Annotated in this window: 19 protein-coding genes; 3 read left to right on the forward strand and 16 right to left on the reverse strand. The window is 74.3% G+C overall.

All coding sequences use genetic code 11. The annotated features are described in order from the left end of the window. Nucleotides 1-14: 14 nt before the first annotated feature. Both ABT369_RS01175 and ABT369_RS01180 read right to left on the reverse strand, forming a co-directional pair. A complete protein-coding gene (locus tag ABT369_RS01175; RefSeq protein WP_350609333.1) occupies nt 15-482 on the reverse strand; it encodes an SAM-dependent methyltransferase in 468 nt (155 codons plus the stop codon). Between the two features lie 24 nt (nt 483-506). Then, nucleotides 507-884, reverse strand: coding sequence for a DUF4267 domain-containing protein (locus ABT369_RS01180; protein ID WP_350609335.1), 378 nt, complete (start codon nt 882-884; stop codon nt 507-509). Between the two features lie 91 nt (nt 885-975). Between ABT369_RS01180 and ABT369_RS01185 the strand changes: the two genes are divergently transcribed. Then, entirely contained in the window at nt 976-1,551 is a 576-nt protein-coding gene (locus ABT369_RS01185) for a TetR/AcrR family transcriptional regulator (RefSeq protein ID WP_350609337.1), read from the forward strand. 19 nt (nt 1,552-1,570) lie between these two features. Here the strand turns inward: ABT369_RS01185 and ABT369_RS01190 are convergent, their stop codons facing one another. The 3 genes from ABT369_RS01190 to ABT369_RS01200 all read right to left on the reverse strand — a co-directional run bounded on the left by ABT369_RS01190 (nt 1,571) and on the right by ABT369_RS01200 (nt 5,749). Then, nucleotides 1,571-2,752, reverse strand: coding sequence for a hypothetical protein (locus ABT369_RS01190; RefSeq protein ID WP_350609339.1), 1,182 nt, complete (start codon nt 2,750-2,752; stop codon nt 1,571-1,573). Between the two features lie 42 nt (nt 2,753-2,794). Beyond that, nucleotides 2,795-4,210, reverse strand: a complete 1,416-nt coding sequence (locus tag ABT369_RS01195; RefSeq protein ID WP_502891681.1) for a glycine hydroxymethyltransferase — start codon at nt 4,208-4,210, stop codon at nt 2,795-2,797. A 66-nt stretch (nt 4,211-4,276) separates the two neighbouring features. Then, complete coding sequence (locus tag ABT369_RS01200) at nt 4,277-5,749, reverse strand: arabinofuranosidase catalytic domain-containing protein (RefSeq protein ID WP_350609341.1); 1,473 nt, start codon at nt 5,747-5,749, stop codon at nt 4,277-4,279. Between the two features lie 124 nt (nt 5,750-5,873). On the opposite strand from ABT369_RS01200, the gene ABT369_RS01205 reads away from it, so the two are divergent. Next, on the forward strand, nt 5,874-6,002 hold the full coding sequence (locus tag ABT369_RS01205) for a hypothetical protein (protein ID WP_350609343.1): 129 nt from the start codon (nt 5,874-5,876) through the stop codon (nt 6,000-6,002). A 221-nt stretch (nt 6,003-6,223) separates the two neighbouring features. Here the strand turns inward: ABT369_RS01205 and ABT369_RS01210 are convergent, their stop codons facing one another. From ABT369_RS01210 to ABT369_RS01235, 6 genes are all read right to left on the reverse strand, one after another. After that, nucleotides 6,224-7,069, reverse strand: coding sequence for a MerR family transcriptional regulator (locus ABT369_RS01210; RefSeq protein ID WP_350609345.1), 846 nt, complete (start codon nt 7,067-7,069; stop codon nt 6,224-6,226). Nucleotides 7,070-7,102: 33 nt separating this feature from the next. Beyond that, entirely contained in the window at nt 7,103-7,861 is a 759-nt protein-coding gene (locus ABT369_RS01215; protein ID WP_350609347.1) for an endonuclease/exonuclease/phosphatase family protein, read from the reverse strand. 63 nt (nt 7,862-7,924) lie between these two features. Next, nucleotides 7,925-8,371: a group II truncated hemoglobin gene (locus ABT369_RS01220; RefSeq protein WP_350609349.1), complete on the reverse strand. Its 447-nt coding sequence runs from the start codon at nt 8,369-8,371 to the stop codon at nt 7,925-7,927. Between the two features lie 55 nt (nt 8,372-8,426). After that, complete coding sequence (locus ABT369_RS01225; protein WP_350609351.1) at nt 8,427-8,924, reverse strand: LysR family transcriptional regulator; 498 nt, start codon at nt 8,922-8,924, stop codon at nt 8,427-8,429. 29 nt (nt 8,925-8,953) lie between these two features. Beyond that, on the reverse strand, nt 8,954-10,330 hold the full coding sequence (locus ABT369_RS01230) for an FAD-binding oxidoreductase (RefSeq protein ID WP_350609353.1): 1,377 nt from the start codon (nt 10,328-10,330) through the stop codon (nt 8,954-8,956). Then, nucleotides 10,327-11,124 carry an alpha/beta fold hydrolase gene (locus ABT369_RS01235; RefSeq protein WP_350609355.1) on the reverse strand — a complete coding sequence of 266 codons (798 nt, stop codon included), beginning with the start codon at nt 11,122-11,124 and terminating at the stop codon, nt 10,327-10,329. The genes ABT369_RS01230 and ABT369_RS01235 overlap by 4 nt, the downstream gene beginning before the upstream one ends. 48 nt (nt 11,125-11,172) lie before the next feature. Here ABT369_RS01235 and ABT369_RS01240 point away from each other — a divergent pair, with 48 nt between their 5' ends. Further along, nucleotides 11,173-12,810, forward strand: coding sequence for a DUF6461 domain-containing protein (locus ABT369_RS01240; RefSeq protein WP_350609357.1), 1,638 nt, complete (start codon nt 11,173-11,175; stop codon nt 12,808-12,810). Here ABT369_RS01240 and ABT369_RS01245 read toward each other — a convergent pair. The 5 genes from ABT369_RS01245 to ABT369_RS01265 are packed head-to-tail and all read right to left on the reverse strand — an operon-like array spanning nt 12,807 to nt 17,707. Beyond that, nucleotides 12,807-13,574, reverse strand: a complete 768-nt coding sequence (locus tag ABT369_RS01245; RefSeq protein WP_350609359.1) for an SDR family oxidoreductase — start codon at nt 13,572-13,574, stop codon at nt 12,807-12,809. The genes ABT369_RS01240 and ABT369_RS01245 overlap by 4 nt on opposite strands. Then, nucleotides 13,571-14,629: a pyridoxal-phosphate dependent enzyme gene (locus tag ABT369_RS01250; protein WP_350609361.1), complete on the reverse strand. Its 1,059-nt coding sequence runs from the start codon at nt 14,627-14,629 to the stop codon at nt 13,571-13,573. The genes ABT369_RS01245 and ABT369_RS01250 overlap by 4 nt, the downstream gene beginning before the upstream one ends. Next, nucleotides 14,626-16,071, reverse strand: a complete 1,446-nt coding sequence (locus ABT369_RS01255) for a M81 family metallopeptidase (RefSeq protein WP_350609363.1) — start codon at nt 16,069-16,071, stop codon at nt 14,626-14,628. Before ABT369_RS01255 ends, ABT369_RS01250 begins: the two co-directional genes overlap by 4 nt. Continuing rightward, nucleotides 16,068-17,330 carry an aspartate aminotransferase family protein gene (locus ABT369_RS01260; protein ID WP_350609365.1) on the reverse strand — a complete coding sequence of 421 codons (1,263 nt, stop codon included), beginning with the start codon at nt 17,328-17,330 and terminating at the stop codon, nt 16,068-16,070. The genes ABT369_RS01255 and ABT369_RS01260 overlap by 4 nt, the downstream gene beginning before the upstream one ends. Further along, a complete protein-coding gene (locus ABT369_RS01265) occupies nt 17,327-17,707 on the reverse strand; it encodes a RidA family protein (RefSeq protein WP_350609367.1) in 381 nt (126 codons plus the stop codon). The genes ABT369_RS01260 and ABT369_RS01265 overlap by 4 nt, the downstream gene beginning before the upstream one ends. Between the last annotated feature and the right edge of the window lie 72 nt (nt 17,708-17,779).

Below are 17,779 nucleotides of genomic sequence, written 5' to 3' on the forward strand. Positions count from 1 at the left end.
GAACCGGCGTCAATTTACGGCCGGAAGTAGTCCGACATCAGGCGGCTGACCCACTCCGGCTGGCGGACGTTCACCGGCAGGAACTCGGTCATCGCCGGCTTCAGGTCGATGACCGGGGTGCCCGAGACCGCGTCGAGGCCCACCACCGTCAGTTCGCGGCCGTGGACGGACTCGATGGCGCAGCAGGTCACGCCGATGCGGTTCGGCCTGCGGGGGCCCCGCCCGGCGAAGATGCCGACCGGCGGGAGGTCGGGGCGGCCACGGTAGGGGCGGGGTTCGCGGTAGTCGCCGTCTGCCGGGAACTGGTCGAAGACGAAGAGGACCTCGACGTGCGAGAAGCCCTCCAAGCCCTGGAGGCAGGCATCGCCGAAGCGCTCGTCGACGGTGATCGTGCTGCGGACGGCACCCCAGTGGTCGGTGTCCTGGACATCCGTGCGGTCGTTGCGGACCGTGCCGATCGGGCTGATCTCGAAGCTGTGCATGGAGTGAGCCTTCCCTTCGGCGCGTCAGGCGGCGAGCAGGAGCACGCTGATTGCCGCCATCACGGCCGCGGTGGCCGCGTGGACGCCGTACGCGACCGCCTTGGGGCCGTTGCTGCGCAGCACGATCAGGGCGTCGCCCACGGGTATGCCGGCGGCGACCAGCATGGACCAGCCCAGCAGGTGGGGTGTAGCCCCGGCCAGCAGGACCAGGATGAGGATTCCCGCGGCGATGTCACGCACGGCCTTGACGTTCAGCCATGCCTGGAAGGCGCGGTCGTCGGTCGGCGTGTCCGGGATGCCGAAACCGGCCGCGGCCCGCGGCGCCCGGAAGGCGTTGGCACCCATGAGGACGCAGCCCGCGCCGATCAGTCCGGCGAGCACGTAGGCGACGGAGACGAGCATCGGTGGATTCCCCCAATTTCTAGCAGTGCTAGGTACTGTAGCGACGATAATCTGTCTTCGGCAGGATGTCTAGCGTTGCTAGACTGGGGCCATGTCCGCCATCAGTGAACGCCGCGAGCGTGAACGGGCTCACCGTCACCAGCTGATCATCACGGCCGCGCGTGAACTCGCGGAGACCGAGGGCTGGGAGGCGGTCACGACCCGGCGGCTGGCCGAGCGCGTCGAATACAGCCAGCCGGTGTTGTACAGCCACTTCGCCGGCAAGGACGCCATCGTCAGCGCCGTCGCCCTGGACGGGTTCGGCGAGCTCGCCGACCACCTGCGCCGGGCGCGGCAGGCGGCTCCCGAGCCGGAACAGGCGCTGCGGGCGGTCTGCCGCGCCTACCTGGAGTTCGCGACCGGGCGGCCCGCCCTCTACCAGGCGATGTTCATCCTGCCCACCGACCTGAAGTTCGCGAGCCCCGAGACGCCCGCCCCGCTGCGGGCGTGCTTCGACGAGTTCGTCAGCTGCTTCGACCCGGACGGCGAGCGGCGCGAGCTGTCCGCCGAGGTCATCTGGAGCGCCCTGCACGGCATGGCCGTCCTGTCCGAAGGCGGCCGCATCCCGCCCGGCGGGCAGGCGGAACGAGTCGACTTCCTCATCACCCGGTTCGCCGGCGTCCGATAGCCCGGTCGTCGCGCACGCGTCAGCGGTGGTGCGCCGGCGGCGGGGTGGGCTCCTCCCAGGGGACCGGGGCGTCGCACGGGGCCGGGCGGCCCGCTCGGCGCGCCGCGGCGCGCAGGCGGTTGCGGGACGTGTCCCACGAGGGCAGGCGGGTGGTGTACGCGCGCAGGCGGGAGCCGTCCGGGTCGGTGGCGTCGTAGCGCTGCCACTGGGCGGTCAGGAACAGGAAGGGCGCGACGTCGCGGCGGTCCTTCGGGGTGTGGCCGGCCGCCGTCACGATCCGGGTCGCGTCCGGGTCGCCGTGGATCGCGAGGGTGCACAGGTACTCGCGGGCCTGGGCCTTCGCCTGGTGCAGGGCCTCCGTCGCGGCGGTGCGAGCGGCGGCCGGGGCGTGCTCGTCCAGGTGCAGCAGGACGTCGACGGTCCGCCGGGCGCGGTCGGGGCGGGCGAAGGCGGTGGCGTGGCAGTACGCGTACAACCGGCGCCCTTGCGGGTCGAATGCCGTGAAGTCCTGCCACTGCCGGGTCGCCAGGAGGAAGAAGGCGGCCTCGTCGGGGTGTTCGGGGCGCAGGCCGGTGCTGACGACGGCGGCGAGGGCGGCCGGGTCCTCGTCCAGGGCGCGCTCGCACAGGGCCTCGCGCGCCGGGCCGGGCGGGAGCGACCCCAGGACTTCGTCACACGCGTCGCGAACGGCCGGCGGCCACGGGTGCAGCAGGGTGTCCACAAGGCGCTGCGGGTCCACGTCGTGCGGGCGGCCGGCGAGGACGAGCAGCACCGTCCGGTCGGGCGGGCCCTCGGCGGCGGCGCGGGCCGCGTGCGGGTTGGCCAGGGCCAGGCCGAAGTCCAGCGTGTCGGCGCCGTGGCGCAGGAGCGCCTCGACGAGGGCCGGGTCGTCGGTCTCGCGCAGGAAGGCGGCCAGCTCGGGGCGCGTGACGAGCTCGGCCGCGGCCGGGGCGGCGGCGACGGACAGGCCGGTCAGCAGCCGGGCGGGCGCGGTGCCGTCGGAGGCCAGGAGGAAGTCGAGCGCGGCGGGCGGCACCGGGGACTCGGCCCAGATGGCGTGCCAGACCGGCTCCGGGTCCGCGCGCCACAGGTCCGCCAGCGCGGCCGTCGCCGCCGCGGCCCGCCGGCGGCGCGGGGACGCCATGAGCCGCAGGAGGTCCGGCGCCGAACCGGCGGCCGTTCGCGGCACCATCCCGAACATGGGTAGATGGTGCCGCAAACGACCCTCTCGGCGCAGGCCCGCTCAGCCCAGGTCGACGCTCGGGTAGAGCGGGAACGGGGCCAGCAGCTCCGTGGCCTGCTTGCTCACCCGGTCGGCGAGGGCGGGGTCGAGCTGGTACTTGGCCTTGGAGCCCTCGGCGGGGGAGGTGCCGGCGAGGACGGTGTGGATGAGCTCGGCGATCTGGTCCATCTCGGCGACCCCGAGACCCCGGCTGGTCAGCGCCGGGGTGCCGACGCGGATGCCCGAGGTGTACCAGGCGCCGTTCGGGTCGCTCGGGATGGCGTTGCGGTTCGTGACCACGCCGGAGTCCAGCAGGGCCTGCTCGGCCTGGCGGCCGGTGAGCCCGAACGGGTGGACGTCGATGAGCACGAGGTGGTTCTCGGTGCCGCCCGAGACCAGCCGCACGCCTCGGGAAAGCAGCCCCTCGGCCAGCGCGTGGGCATTGTCGACGATCTGCTGCGCGTAGGCGGCGAAGGAAGGCTGGCGGGCCTCGGCGAACGCGATCGCCTTGGCGGCCATGACGTGCGACAGGGGGCCGCCGAGGACCATCGGGCAGCCGCGGTCGACCTGGTCGGCGAGCTCGGGCTGGGCCAGCACGGCGCCGCCGCGGGGGCCGCGGAGGCTCTTGTGCGTGGTCGTGGTGACGATGTGGGCGTGCGGCACCGGGTTGAAGTCGCCGGTGAAGACCTTCCCGGCGACGAGGCCGGCGAAGTGCGCCATGTCGACCATGAGGGTGGCGCCGACCTCGTCGGCGATCTCGCGGAGCGTGGCGAAGTTGACCTTCCGCGGGTAGGCGGAGTAGCCGCCGACGATCACGAGCGGCTTGAACTCGCGGGCGGTCTCACGCAGGGCGGCGTAGTCGATCAGGCCGGTGGCCGGGTCGACGCCGTAGCTGCGCTGGTCGAACATCTTGCCGGAGATGTTCGGCCGGAAGCCGTGGGTGAGGTGGCCGCCGGCGTCCAGCGACATGCCGAGCATGCGCTGGTTGCCGAACGCGGCCCGAAGCTCCGCCCACTCGGCGTCGGTGAGGTCGTTGACCTGCCGCTTGCCGAACTTCGCCAGGTAGGGCACCTCGACGCGGTCGGCGAGGATGGCCCAGTAGGCGACCAGGTTCGCGTCGATGCCCGAGTGCGGCTGGACGTAGGCGTAGGGGGCGTCGAACAGGGCCTTCGCGTGCTCGACGGCGACGGCCTCGACCGTGTCGACGTTCTGGCAGCCGGCGTAGAACCGGCGGCCGATGGTGCCCTCCGCGTACTTGTCGGAGAGCCAGTTGCCCATCGCGAGCAGGACCGCGGGCGAGGCGTAGTTCTCACTCGCGATCAGCTTCAGCGACTCGCGCTGGTCGGTGAGCTCCTTCGCGATCGCATCGGCGATCCGCGGCTCAACGGCGCGGACGGCCTCCAACGCGGCACGGAATGCAGTCGACTCGGCGTTCAAGAAAACTCCAATAAATGGGGCACCGGGGCGGTCAGCTCCATCGTACCGACCGCCCCGGATCAGGTATTACGAGGAGAAGGACCAGAGCTGGCAGGTGTTGTTCAGCCACATCCACATCTGGACCTTGGTTCCGTTGGCGGTGCCGCAGTTCTGGTCGTCGAGCACCATGCCGCTGTTCTCGACCACGAGCTCGTAGCGGCCGTTGCCCGCCGGGATGACGGCCCACTGCTGGCACGTGTTGCCCAGCGACTGCCACAGGTCCGTAGCGGTGCCCAGGGCCAGGCCGCAGTTGACCGCGTCCAGGACCTTGTTCGCGTTCACGTTCGTGATGGTCCACTTGTTCGGGCCGACGTTGGTGAAGCGCCACTGCTGGCAGGAGTTGCTCAGGTTCTGCCACATCTGGATGCCGGTGCCGTTGGCCGTGCCGCAGTTGACCGCGTCGAGGAGCTTGCCGCTGGCGAGGTTCGTCAGGCGGTACGTCGCGCCGTTCACCGGGAACGTGACGCTCTTGCTGTAGCCGACGGAGACGATGTTCGACTGCACCGAGTTCTCGGTCGCGTCGGACGGGTACCCGCTGGTCATGACGCCCTCGAAGAAGGAGCCGACGGACCCGTTGCTGTTGTCGCCGCCGATGCCGAGGATGATCGCGCCCTGCTTCGTCATCGGCATGTAGCCGGACTGGGTCGGCAGGGAGCCGTTGTAGCGGGTGGCGAGGCCGCCGGACTGGGCGTTGCCGTCCTTGATGGCGTACGTCGTCGTGCCGTTGTTCTTGAGCATGGCGGTCACGAACGCGCTGTTGCGGCCGGTGTTCGCGGTCCAGGAGCCGTTGCCGCCGGCGAACAGCCCGTTCTCGAGGTCGGCGGCGACCCGCGGCCCGGCCGAGCACGGCGAGAACCAGCACAGGTTGCCGAAGTAGATCGCGTCCATGTCGCCGTTGCCGGTGTCGTTGTTGTTCGTCTCGGCGTTGCCGTAGTCGAAGCAGCACCGGTCGTTGACGTGGGTGCCCTCGGTGACCATGTAGAGGCCCTCGGGCTGGCTGCCGGTGGCCACGCCGTTGGTGCTGTTGTTGCGGTAGCCGTTGCCGGCCGAGATGTAGACGCCGTAGACCTTGTGGCCGCCCGCGGACACGGGCAGGGCCGCGGCGTTCGCGCCCTGGTCGGCGGTGGGGTTCGCGCCGCCACCGGGGGCGATGGTCAGGTCGTTGTGCCGCGAGGTCTGGTCGTAGATGCGCACGATGGTGCAGTACGTGCCGGAGCAGAACGAGTCCTGGGCCGCCGCGTTCGCGTAGCCGCCGGCGCTGAGCACGCCGATGTTGGACGTCGCGCCGTCCGACCAGCGCCGCACCTGGTAGAGCGAGCCGTTGTACGAGCCGAACAGCGCTCGCGTGGTGCTGTGCGCGGCGACGCAGGGCGTGCCGCCGCCGGCGTAGATGTCACACGGCAGCGTGCCGGCCGCCTCGGCGGTGCCGGGCAGGGCGACGAGCGCCGCGATGCCGAGCACCGCCGTGGCGGCGCCGGTGAGGAGCCTTTTCAGGCGCATGGGGAAGCCTTTCGGGGTGTGGGGAGCGTTGCAGGGGTTGTTAACGCTCACATCGCGCTCCGGACCGTGGCAGCGGCCGAGCGAGCGCGCCCACGAGTGTTATCGCTAACATTGATGATGTCAAGTGCGTGCGACGGCCGTGCAAGACCTCGGCCGCGCGATCGCCGGGCACTTCGCCCGGCGCGGGGACGACGTCCTCATCACCGGGCGCGACACGGCCCACGCCGAGTCAACGGCGGCATCAGCGGCCTGACCAAGACCCTCGCCCGCGAGATCGCCCCGCACCGGGTCAACGCGATCCACCCCGGCATCGTCGGCGACAGCCCCAAGTGGGCGCCCGTGCCGGTCGAGCAGCAGCCGGGCGCCCTGCGCACCCCGATCGGCCGCCTGCTCACCAACGGCGGCGTCAACGCGATCGACCTGCACATCGACGGCGGGTTCCTGATCACCACCTAGATCACCACCCAGCGGCGGCTACTCGATCGGCTGGGCGATGTCGCAGCACAGGTCGTCGGGGCCGGCGGCCATGAAGTCGGCGAAGTAGACCTCGCGCGGGGAGCCGAGCGGGACCTCACCCTCCCGCTCGGTCCACGCCTGCACGGCGTCGTAGGCGGAGAGGATCTGCGGGAAGGCGACCTGGGCCTTGGTGATGCGGGTGTACGCCTCCCGGTGCGCGGCCTCGACCCGCGTCGCGGCCTCGACCGGGCCGTCGCCGGGCGCGATGGGCAGGCAGATCTCGACCGGCCCGTCGGACTCCTCGTTCACCGCGCCGTGGTAGATGATGAAGCACGGCCCCGCCATGCCGTCGCCGTGGCCGGCGGCCGCCTTCAGCAGCCGCCCGATGCCCTCGTCGATCCATGCCGGCAGCTCCTGCACGCGCACGTGCCGCTGCTCCGTCAGGACCAGCTGCTCGGGCACGTCCCGCACCTGGATGTCGTACATCGAGAGATCCCCTTCCTCGCCGAGTAACCGGATACGCAGGTGGTTCATGAGCTCGCGCCGGGCCGCGGCCCGGTACTCCTCATCGGTCCAGAAGGCGTCGAGGAGCGCGACGGCCTCGGCCGGGTTCACGGTCGGGTTCCCGGCTGAAGCCGCCGCCACGATCGCGGTGATGCGCGCCAGCGGCATGTCGAGCCGGCGCAGGCGGGCCACCAGCCGGGCGGTGCCGAGCTGCTCGGGGCGGTACCAGCGATACCCCGTCCGCTCGTCGACCAGCGCCGGCACCAGGAGGCCCTGCTGCTCGTACAGCCGCAACGCACGCGGCGAGAGCCAGCTGCGCCGCGCGAAGACCCCGATGCTCAGCAGGTCGCTCGTGTCCACCCCGAAACCATGCGCCTTGACCCCGGGTGAAGGTCAAACGCGCAGGTCCGCCGCGACCCCGTAGTGGTCGGAGAGGTACACCGAGCGCCCGTCCGGCAGCGTGACCGCGTCGTCGGTGAGGACCAGCTCGCAGGAGGCGGTGACCGGGCCGCGCAGCAGCACGTGGTCGAACGCGGGCGGGTCGGGCCACTGCGGCGTGGGCCGGTAGGTCGGGCGCTCGTCGCCGGCCATGGCGTCGCGGAGCCCGGCCTCGGCGCAGAACCGGGCCAGGGCCTCGGCGTCGCGGGGCAGGTTCAGGTCGCCGGTGACCACGGCCGGTACCGATGCCGGGATCGCGGCCAGGGCGGCGGTGAGCGTCGCCAGCTCCGCGCGGGCCACGGCGCTGAAGCGGTTCCGCGGCGACCAGTCGTCGTCGCGGTTGGCCGACAGGTGCGTGTTGACCACCGCGAACGGCCCGGCCGCGGTGTGCAGGAGCGCGACCTGGGCGCCCTTGCGCATCAGCAGCTCCGGGCGCAGCGGGCGGGTGAGCGGATAGCGCACGAACCGCCGCTCGGCGATGGGCCGGCGCGACAGCAGCACCAGCCCGCCCTTGACGAGGGTTCCGCCGGTGTACTGCCGGTGCGGGAACGACCCCGCCAGCCGCGCGAGCAGTCGCGCCATGCCGGGCGCCATGACCTCCTGGAGGCACACGACGTCGTAGTCCGAGCGCTCCAGCAGCGCCCCGATGGCCTCGATGCGGGGCCGCACGTCGCCCTTGAACAGCGCGTTGAAGGTGAGCAGCCGCAGTTGCACGTCACGACCCGTCGTGTTGGGCAAGGTTGACGGGCCCACGCTAGCGGCCGCGGGCGAACACCGTCAGCCGGGCCAGCGCCACCGGGGGACCTCGCGCAGCGGGTGCAGCTCGTCGTCCGTCGTGGCGTGCGAGTTCTGCGCCGCGACCCGCGAGCCGAACTCCACGTGCGTGCGCAGCGCCTCCCGGAACGGCTCGTCGTCCGGCAGCCCGGCCTCGTCGGCGGCGCGCAGGTACAGCTCGACGAAGCGGGCCCGCTGGGCCTCGGTGATGCGCAGGCCGCGATGGGCGGCGATCAGGGCGTCGAAGCCCATGGTGCGGCTGAAGGTGTCGGGGCCGCCGAACGACTCGGCGTCGAAGTCGGCGAGGTGGGTGACGTGCTGCGGGCGGCCCGCGCCGAACAGCGGGCCGAGCACCGGGTCGGCCAGCACGCTCGCGTAGAACACCGCGACGAACCGGTGCAGCGCCGGGCGACCGCCGGCGTGCTCGTACAACGTCTCGCGCTCGGGCATGCCCCCAGCTCAGCACCGCCGGGCCGGGGCCGTCCAACACCCGTTGCCGCCGCGGCTACCACCATCGGTTGTGGGCCCGGGCCCGCAGCCCGTCCGGCAGCCCGCCGGGCAGGCTCGCGACGTTGCCCAGCGCCACGTCCAGCTCGCGGCGGCGCACGGCCGCGAGCGCCTGCACGAGATGGCGCCGCATGCTCAGCTCGACGGCGGCGTCCGGATGCCGGTCGGTGAACCGCCGCACCAGGCGCAGCGGCTCGTGGGCGTGGCCCCAGACGTCGACACGCAGCGGGCCGGCCGTGGCGCCGCGGGCCGCGTCCAGGGCGGCGTCCGCGGCGTCCAGGAGCCGCTGGGCCGCGGGCAGGAAGCGCCGCCCGGCCTCGGTCGGCCGCACCCCGTCGGGCAGGCGGACGAGCAGCGGCCCGAGCCGCTCCTCGAGGCGGCGGATGCGCTTGGACAGCGCCTGCTGCGAGAGGAACAGCTCGACGGCCGCGCCGCTCATGCTGCCGTACCGGGCGGCGGCGACGAACGCCCGCACCTGCGCCAGATCGAGGTCCATGCCATCGGCAACCTACCGCGGCGCGGCGGCTACGGCAGCCCCACGACCTTGCCGGGATTGAAGAGGTTCAACGGGTCCAGGGTGCGCTTCACGGCCTCCTGCATCGCGAGCACCGCGGGCGCGAGCTCCTGGCGCATCCCGCCGCGCTTGAGCAGCCCGACGCCGTGCTCTCCGGTGACCGTACCGCCGAGCGAGATCGCCGCCGAGAGCATCTCCTCGAACGCCGCCTGGGCCGCGGCCCGCGCCGCGTCGTCGCCGATCGGGGCCAGGATCAGCGGGTGCAGGTTGCCGTCGCCGGCGTGCGCGATCGTGGCGATCGTGGTGCCGTGGCGGGCCGCGATCTCCTCGATCGACGTCAGCATCAGCGGCACCCGCGACCGCGGCACGCACACGTCCTCGGTGAGTACCGGCCCGAGCCGCTCCAGCGCCGGATACGCCAGCCGCCGCGCCGAGAACAGCGCCTCCGCCTCGAACTCGTCCGTCGACTGCTCCGCCCACTGCGCCCCGGCGTCGCGGAACACCTCCGCGACCGCCGCGGCCTCCTCGTCGCCGGCCCGCCCCGGCGTGTCGAGCTGGGCGAGCAGCAGCGCCGCCGCGTCGGCCGCGATGCCGAGGTGCTTCCACTCCTCGACGGCCCGCAGGCAGGTGCGGTCCAGCAGCTCCAGCGCGGCCGGGAGCAGCCCCGCCCGCGTGACGGCCGCGACCGCCGCACCCGCGGCGACGACCGAGTCGAACGCGCCGACCACGGTGCGCGGCGCCTCGCGGCGGGCCGGGCGTAGGCGCAGGGTGACCTCGGTGATGACGCCGAAGGTGCCCTCGGCGCCGGTGAAGAGCCCGGCGAGGTCGTACCCGCTGACGCCCTTGGTCGTGCGCCGCCCGAGCCGCACGACGGTGCCGTAGTCCCCGGCCGGCCCGCCGACGACGGCCTCCAGCCCCAGCACGTAGTCGCGGGTGACGCCGTACTTGAGGCAGCACAGCCCGCCCGCGTTGGTCGACACGTTCCCGCCGATCGTGGACCACGGGGCGCTGGCGGGGTCGGGCGGGTACCACAGCCCGTGCTCGGCCACGGCCCGCTTCAGGTCGTCGTTGACCACGCCCGGCTGCACGACCGCGACCATGTTCTCCGCGTCGATCTCCACGACGCGGTTCATCTTCGACAGGTCCAGGATCAGCCCGCCGTCGACCGCGTTGGCCCCGCCGGACAGGCCGGTCCCGGCGCCGCGGGGCACGATCGGCACCCCGCGCTCGGCGCACGCGGCGACGATCCGGCTCACCTCGGCGGTGCTGCGGGGCCGGACCGCCGCGACCGCCTTCCCCGCGGGCGCCCACTCGGCGTCGTCCCGCGAGAGGCTGGCGAGCACGTCCGGGTCCTCGATCACGTCGAGGCCGCCGAGCAGGTCTTTCATCCCAGGAACTCCAAGATCGCGGCGTTGGTGGCGTCGGGCTGGTCGAGGTTGGCCGCGTGCCCGCAGTCCTCCAGCGTCACGACCGACGCGAGGGGGTTGGCGGCCGCGGCGGCGGTCGCGTGCTCGCAGGGCCAGAGCTGGCTGTCGCGGCCCGCGATGAACAGGCTCGGGACCTCCATGCGCGCGATGACGTCGCGCCAGTCCTGCTCGGTGTGGCTCTGCAGCAGCGCCCGGCGCTCGGGCGTGCGCGGGTCGGCGAACGCGGGCAGGCCCCCGAGCGCCTCGGCGACCTTCGCGATCCCGGCGGTGCGGGGCTCGCGCAGGCCGCGCCCGGTGTCGGGGATCCCGGCGTCGAAGAACGTGCCCACGTTCGCCTTCGTGAGGCCGTAGAAGCCGTGCTCCCAGCCGTCGCCGTTGACCATCCGGGGCGTCTGGTCGATCGTCACCACGGCGCCGACGCGGTCGCGGCCGAAGAGGTCGTAGCAGGCCCAGATCGCGCTCGCGCCCTGCGACCCGCCGACGAGCACGGCGTCGTCGAGGCCCAGCGTGACCAGCAGCTCGTGCAGGTCGGCGCCGTGACGGGACAGGCGCTGGCCGTGCGCGGGGGACTCCGAGCGGCCGTGCGAGCGGCGGTCGAAGCCGATGGTGCGCAACCCGGCCGCGGCCAGGGCGCGCCGCTGCAGCTCCCAGCTCTCCAGGGGCGCGCAGAATCCGGCGACGAGCACCACCGGCCGCCCGGTTCCCTCGTCCTCGTAGTGCAGGCGGACCCCGTCGGTGGTGGTGAAAGTCGGCATAATCCCGAATCTACAGACGTTCGGCGCGAAGCGATCGGGGAGCGAACGATGGACGATCTTGCGGCTCTGGCCGTGCGCACGATGCCCGCGCTCATGCGGCGCGTGCCTCTTACACCAGCCCGCGTGCTCGGGCGCCTCAACGCGCCCGTGGAGGAGCCGGCGCGCCCCTGGATGCGCACGCCGGAGCCGGCTGTGGACGCGCTGACGGCGGAGCGGCTGCTCGGGGCACTGGAGCGGTTCGTCGCCCGGCAGGACTGGGGCGTCGAGCGGGACCTGCTGACGGGCGTCGAACCGCCACCGCGCGGGCACCGGTACGCCTTCGTCAGCGCCGGTGGGCACGAGAGCGAGGCGTTCGCGGCCGCCCGCCTGCTCGACGGGCTGCGCAAGGGCACCGCCGAGCGCGTCGCCGCGCTGGTTCGCGAGCTCGCGACCCATCCGGGCGTCGCGCCGCTGCTGGCGGTCGACGGCGGCGACGAGGCCGCGATCGCCGCCGCGCACGGGGCGGCGCACCTCGTGCTGGCCGTCGCCGTCGCGGGCGCGGTCGTGCACCAGGTGGAGCCGCCGGTGCTCGTCGACCCGGCCGCCGCCACCGTCGGGCTCGGCCTCGGCGCCGCGTCCGCGCTGCTGCGCGACACGCCCCTGCCCGCGGCCTACGCCGGGGCGCTGCTGGCCAAGATTCGCCGGGAGTACCTGCTGCCCCGCCACATGGCCGGCTCGGTCCAGGCCGAGGCACACCGGTTCGGCCTGGCCGAGGGCGACCTGCCGGACCTCGCGGACTTCTCCGCCACCGGCCTCGTCAGCGGCGGCGACGGCGGCGCGGTCGTGCGCACCGGGATCGCGGACGGCTGGCTGCGCGTCGAGTTCGTCGTGCTCGCCGGGCCCCCGGCGGAGGTCGAGGACGACTGGGAGGAGGCTGCGGAGGTCAGCTGGCGCGCCCTGGAGGGCCAGGCCGCGCTCGGGCACCTGGGCCGGCAGACGCCGCCGTGGCCCGGGGACTACCGGCTGCGCGTCTACGCCAGCGGGCGCGACGAGGCCGAGGCCGACTTCGAGCGCTACAAGCTCGTCGTCTGGGCCGCGCCCGCCGCGCCCCCGCTCGTCCTGCGGCGTACCGACCGGCTCGGCCACCGGCTGCGCGGCGAGCCCGAGCCGCGGCGGGCGACCCGCCCCGAGCATGCCTACCGCTGGGTGCACCGCAGCGAGCTGCAGGTGGCCGCGACCGTCACGATCGTCACCGGCGCGACGCTCGCCGAGGTGGTGCGCGCGTTCGGCGCCGACCCGGACCGGCCCGAGCCGATCGCCGAGGACGCCACGGACCACCTCATGGCCCTCGACGCCGGCGCGGCCGTGCTCGTCGTGGAGAACAACGGCTACCTCGGCTCGCACCGCGACGTGCTGGAGGCGGCGTCGGCCGGCGGCCGGGCGGCGAGCATGTACTGGAACGTCAACGCGGTCACCCGCCTCTCCTTCGCCGAGCGCGGCCGGCTCATCGCGCAGCACGAGCCGTGGGGCCGCGAGACGTGGCCGCGGGAGCTGGCGGAGGTGCTCGACGGCATCGACTTCGCCTCGCCCGGGGAGCGCCCGGGCAAGGGCCTCGTCGCGGTGGAGCGGTTCACCGGCCGGGGCATCACCGCCGGGGACCTCGCCGCGATCCGGGCCACCGGCGTCGGCTATCGCGTCCATCGCTAGTGGGCGGTGAAGCCGCCGTCGACCGGCAGCGTCACGCCCGTGATGTAGGCGCCGGCGTCGGAGACGAGCAGCAGCAGGGCCCCGGCCACGTCCTGCTCCCGGGCGAGGCGGCCCAGGGGCGTGCGGGCCTCGTACCGCCGCACGAACGACGCCGGCTGCGTGCCGTCGGCGAGCCCGCCCGGCGCCAGGCAGTTGACCCGGATGCCGTGCGGGCCCAGCTGGCACGCCAGGTGGCGGGTCAGCCCGGACATGCCCGCCTTGTCGTAGGCGTAGAACAGCGGCATGGTCATCGCGGTGCCCTCGTACAGGCCGAAGTCGGGCCCGGTGATGCCGTAGATCGAGCCGATGTTCAGGATCGCGCCGCCCGAGCCGCGCTCGACCATCCGCCGGGCCACGGCCTGGGTCGCGAGGAACAGGCCGCGGGAGTTCGCGGCCGAGGTCGCGTCCCAGTCGGCGGCGGTGGTCCCGAAGAGGTCGCCGCCCTGCCGGTGCACGGCGTTGTTCACGAGGACGTCCGCGTCGACGCCGCCGAGGCCGGCGATCGACTCCGGGTCGGTGAGGTCGAGCGCCAGGCCGGAGGCGGCGAGCCCGTCGGCCCGCAGCGCCGCGGCGGCCGCGTCGGCCCGGTCCCGGTCGCGCGAGGTGACCACGACGTGCGCGCCGGCCTCGGCCAGCGTGCGGGCGATCGGGGTGCCGTAGAGGCCGGTGCCCCCGGTGACGATCGCGGTGCGCCCGGCGAGCGAGAAGGCATCGAACACGGTCATGCGAGCAGTTCCTCCAGATCGGCGCCGTGCGGCAGGGGGCCGGGGCCGGCCAGCGACGACAGGGCGTGCACGTCCTTCCATCCGGCGCCGGTGGCGACGAGCACGACCCGCGCCCCGGCGGGCAGGCGCCCCGCGTCGGCGTCGGCGAGGAGCCCGGCGAGGGCGGTCGCCCCGGCCGGCTCGACCGACACGCCGAGGCGGACCAGGCGCGCGTGGGCGGCCGCGACCCGCTCGTCGGTGACCTCGGTGAGGTGCCCGCCGGAGTCGGCGACCGCGGCCGGCACGTCGTCGTCGAAGAGGGTGGCGACCTGCAGGCCGGAGATGCCGGTGGTGCTCGGCTCGGCCAGGACGCCGGGGCCGCCGGCGAGGGCGTCGCGGACCGTCGGGCAGCCACTGGGCTGGACGGCGACCAGCCGCGGCGCCGCGCCGCCGAGGTCGCGGTAGCCGCGCCACAGGGAGGCGTAGAGGCCGCCCCCGCCGATGGGCGCGTAGACGTGCGTGGTGCCGGGCGCCTGCTCGGCCAGCTCGTAGGCGATGGTGCGGGCGCCGTACATGATCTCCGGGGCGTACCGGCCGCCGGTCAGCAGCGCCAGCCAGCCGTGGCGCTCGGCGGAGGCCCGCACCTCCTCCGCCACCCGGAGCGTGGTGCGGGGGTCGTGGCCGAGGCCGTCGGTGAGGTACACCCGCGCCCCGGCGGACCGGATCTGCACCAGCTTCTCGGGCGGGGCGGTGGCCAGCGCGAGCAGGATCACCGGGCGGCCGGCCCGGGCCCCGTAGGCGGCCGCGGCCGCGCCCCCGTTGCCCGACGAGGTGCCGACGACGCCGCGCAGCGACCGCTCCCGCACCAGCGACAGGGCGACGGCGGCGATGCGGTCCTTGAACGAGCCGGTCGGGTTCAGGTGCTCGGCCTTCACGTGCACCGTGACGCCGGGCGGCAGGCCGAGCGCGTCGGTGACGTCGAGCAGCGGGGTGCCGCCCTCGCCGAGGCTCACCGCGTGGCGCGGGTCAGCCAGGGGCAGCCGGTCGGCGAAGCGCCAGATGCCGGGCGGGGTCACGCGACGACCCGGGCCGGGGCGGTGGTGCGCGGCAGCGTCGTCACGTCGACCGGGCAGACGCCGGGCGTGGCGACCTCGATCGCGTGGGCCGCGTCGGGGAAGGCCGAGCGCCACGCGACCGCGCCCTTGGCGACGATGACCGCCACGGTGGCCGGGTCGATGCCGACCGACGTGAGGTGCTCGCGGTGAAACGGCGGGGTCGCGCGCTCGGTGACGACGATCCGCAGCCCGGCGGTGCGCAGCACGACCGTCGTGCCCATCTGGAACGTCTGGCCGGTCATCCAGGAGCCGGCCGTCGTGTAGGCGCCGTCGGTGACGCCGACGATCTCCGCGGTCATCTCCACGGGGCTGCCGTGCCGGGCGTCCGCCTTAGCTCCCAGCGCCGCGGTGATCGTCCCGCCCGGGCCGATCCCGGCCGCGGCGCGCGCGACCTCGGCGTCGGCGATCACGACCACCGCGTCCGGGGCGCCCTGGGCGAGCAGCTCGGCCAGCAGGGCCGTGCCGTCGCCGGGGCTCCCGCCGCCGATGTTGTCGGCCACGTCGGCGAGCACGACCGGTCCCGGCGTCGCGAGCGCCTCGCGCACGGCGGCCCCGACATCGGGGCGTTCCACGGCGAAGTCCTGCGCCTCGACGTCGGCGACCGTCTCGTTGGCGACCCGGGCGGCCTCGGCGGCGAGGTGCGCGTCGGCGACGACGAGCACCCCGATGCCGGCCCGCTCCACGTCGCTGTACGCGAATCCGGGCGTCAGCGAGACCCGGGCGCACCCGGCCGCCGCGGCCCGCGCGCGGGCGCGTTCGAGCAGCCCCCGCATCGGCTCGGCGTCGGTGGACTGGGCGAGCGGGCAGGTGAGCAGCGGCGCCTTGGCCAGGGTCGTGCGCAGCGCCCGGCCGCCCAGGACCTCGGCCAGCAGGGCGGCCGCCTCCCGCCCGCGCTCCCACATGTCGACGTGCGGGTACGTGTCGTAGGCGAGCACGACCTCGCAGGCGCCGACGAACTCGGGGGAGGGGTTGGCGTGCAGGTCGAGCACGGCGGCGACGGGCACGGCGCCGACGATCGCGCGGACGCGCCGCAGCAGCAGCGCCTCCACGTCCGGGGTGCCCTCGGCGACCATCGCCCCGTGCAGGTTCAGCAGCACCCCGGCGAAGGGCGCGTCGGCGGCGTCGGCGGCGAGCGCGGCGGTGAGCCGGTCCAGCAGCGTGGCGAGGGTCGCGGCCGGGGCGGGGCCGCAGGGCCAGGCGCCGGCGGAGTACACCGGCACCGGGTCGAGCTCGGTCGCGGCCAGGAAGCCGCTGATGACGGAGCGGTCGCCGTGGTGGTGGCGGCGCACGTCCTCGCCGTCGACGAGCTCGAAGGCCTCGAACGCGGCCAGGTCGGCCGGGTTGGGGCCGTACGTGTTGGTCTCGTGCCACAGCCCCAGCACCGCGACCCGGGGCGGGGTCATCCGGCCTCGCTTCGCAGGGCACGCTCGAACCGGCTCAGGGCGTCGGCCAGCTCCTGCTCGCCGTGGGCGGCGGAGACGTACCAGATGCCGCGCCCGGCGACCCAGATCCCGTGCTCGGCGAGGACCCGGCCGAAGCGGGTGTACCGCGCCAGGTCCAGCGACTGCAGCGAGGCGTGGTCGACCACGGTCGTGTCCGGCCGGTCCCCGGCCCGGAAGGACACGTGGAACGCGGCCGGGAGCCCCTGCACGTGCAGCGGGACGCCGTGGCGCTCGCCGATCGCGCGCAGCCCGGTCATGAGCGCGGTGCCGTGCTCCTCGACGGCGACGTACGGCGTGCCCTGCCCCAGCACGTCCATGGTCGCCGACACCGCGGCCGCGGCCATGACGGAGGCGTTGAACGTGCCCGAGTGGTTGACCCGGCCGTCGCCGAGCAGCTCCAGCAGCTCCCGGCGCCCGGCGATGGCCGCGACCGGCCAGCCGCCGGCCACCGCCTTGCCGTAGATGGCGAGGTCCGGGGTGACGCCGAAGCGCTGGGCGGCGCCGCCGAACGCGAGCCGGAAGCCGGTGACGACCTCGTCGAAGATGAGCACGGCGCCGTGCTCGGTGCACAGCTCCCGCAGCCGCTCGAGGAAGCCGGGCCGCGGCGCGATCGCGCCGCTGTTGCACATCATCGGCTCGAGGATGACCGCGGCGATCTCGCCCGGGTGCGCCTCGAACCTCGCCCGCAGCGCCTCGGCGTCGTTGAACGGGGTGACGATCCAGTCGGCGAGATACTGCGGGGGCTGGCCGAGCGAGCCGGGGCCGGACCCGTCCGGGCCGTGCGCCATGAGCACCGTGTCGAGCCAGCCGTGGTACTGCCCGGCGAACCCGATCACCTTCCGGCGCCCGGTCGCGGCGCGGGCCAGCCGCAGCGCGCCCTGCACCGCCTCGGTGCCGGAGACGCCGAGGCGCGCCATGTCGGCCCAGCCCACGGCGGCGAGCAGCTTCTCGACCGCCTCGACCTCCAGGGCGTGCTGGGCGCCGTAGACCATGCCGCGCGTGACGGCCTCGGCCACTGCCGCGTTGACCTCGGGGTGCGCGTGGCCCAGGAACGCGGGTCCCTGGCCGAGCAGGTAGTCGACGTACTCCTTGCCGTCCACGTCCCACAGCCGCGGGCCGCGGCCGCGCGCGAAGAAGGTCTGGGCGGTGGGGAGCCGGACGTTGGAGTTCACGCCGCCGGGCAGGATCGCCGCGGCGCGCTTGACGAGGTCGGCGCTCATCGCGCGTCCTCGCCGGCGGGCGGGATCCACAGCACCGCGTCGACCTCGATGTCGAAGCCGGGCAGGGCGACGGGGACGGTGGTGCGGGCCGGCAGCGGGGCGCTGAGGCGCTCGGCGCAGATCGCGTTCCACTCGGCGAAATGGTCCAGGGTGCTCAGGAAGCAGCCGAGCCGCACGGTGTGGGCGAGGCTGGTGCCGGCGGCCTCGGCGAGGGCGGCGATGTGGTCGAGGACCGTGCCGGCCTGGTCGCGGAAGGCGGGGCCGGCCATGGACCCGTCGGGCCGGAACGGCCCCTGTCCGGAGACGAACAGCAGGTCGCCCACGCGCACCGCGGGGCTGTAGGGCCCGGCCACAGGACCGATGGCGGGACTTGTCACGGGCGTTGGGTACCGCACGAACACCACCGTTTCACTAGCTGCAATTGATGTTCCGTTTCGACACCCTGCCGC

It is taken from the genome of Dactylosporangium sp. NPDC000244 (genome assembly GCF_040300725.1).
In the GTDB taxonomy this organism is placed as follows: domain Bacteria; phylum Actinomycetota; class Actinomycetes; order Mycobacteriales; family Micromonosporaceae; genus Dactylosporangium.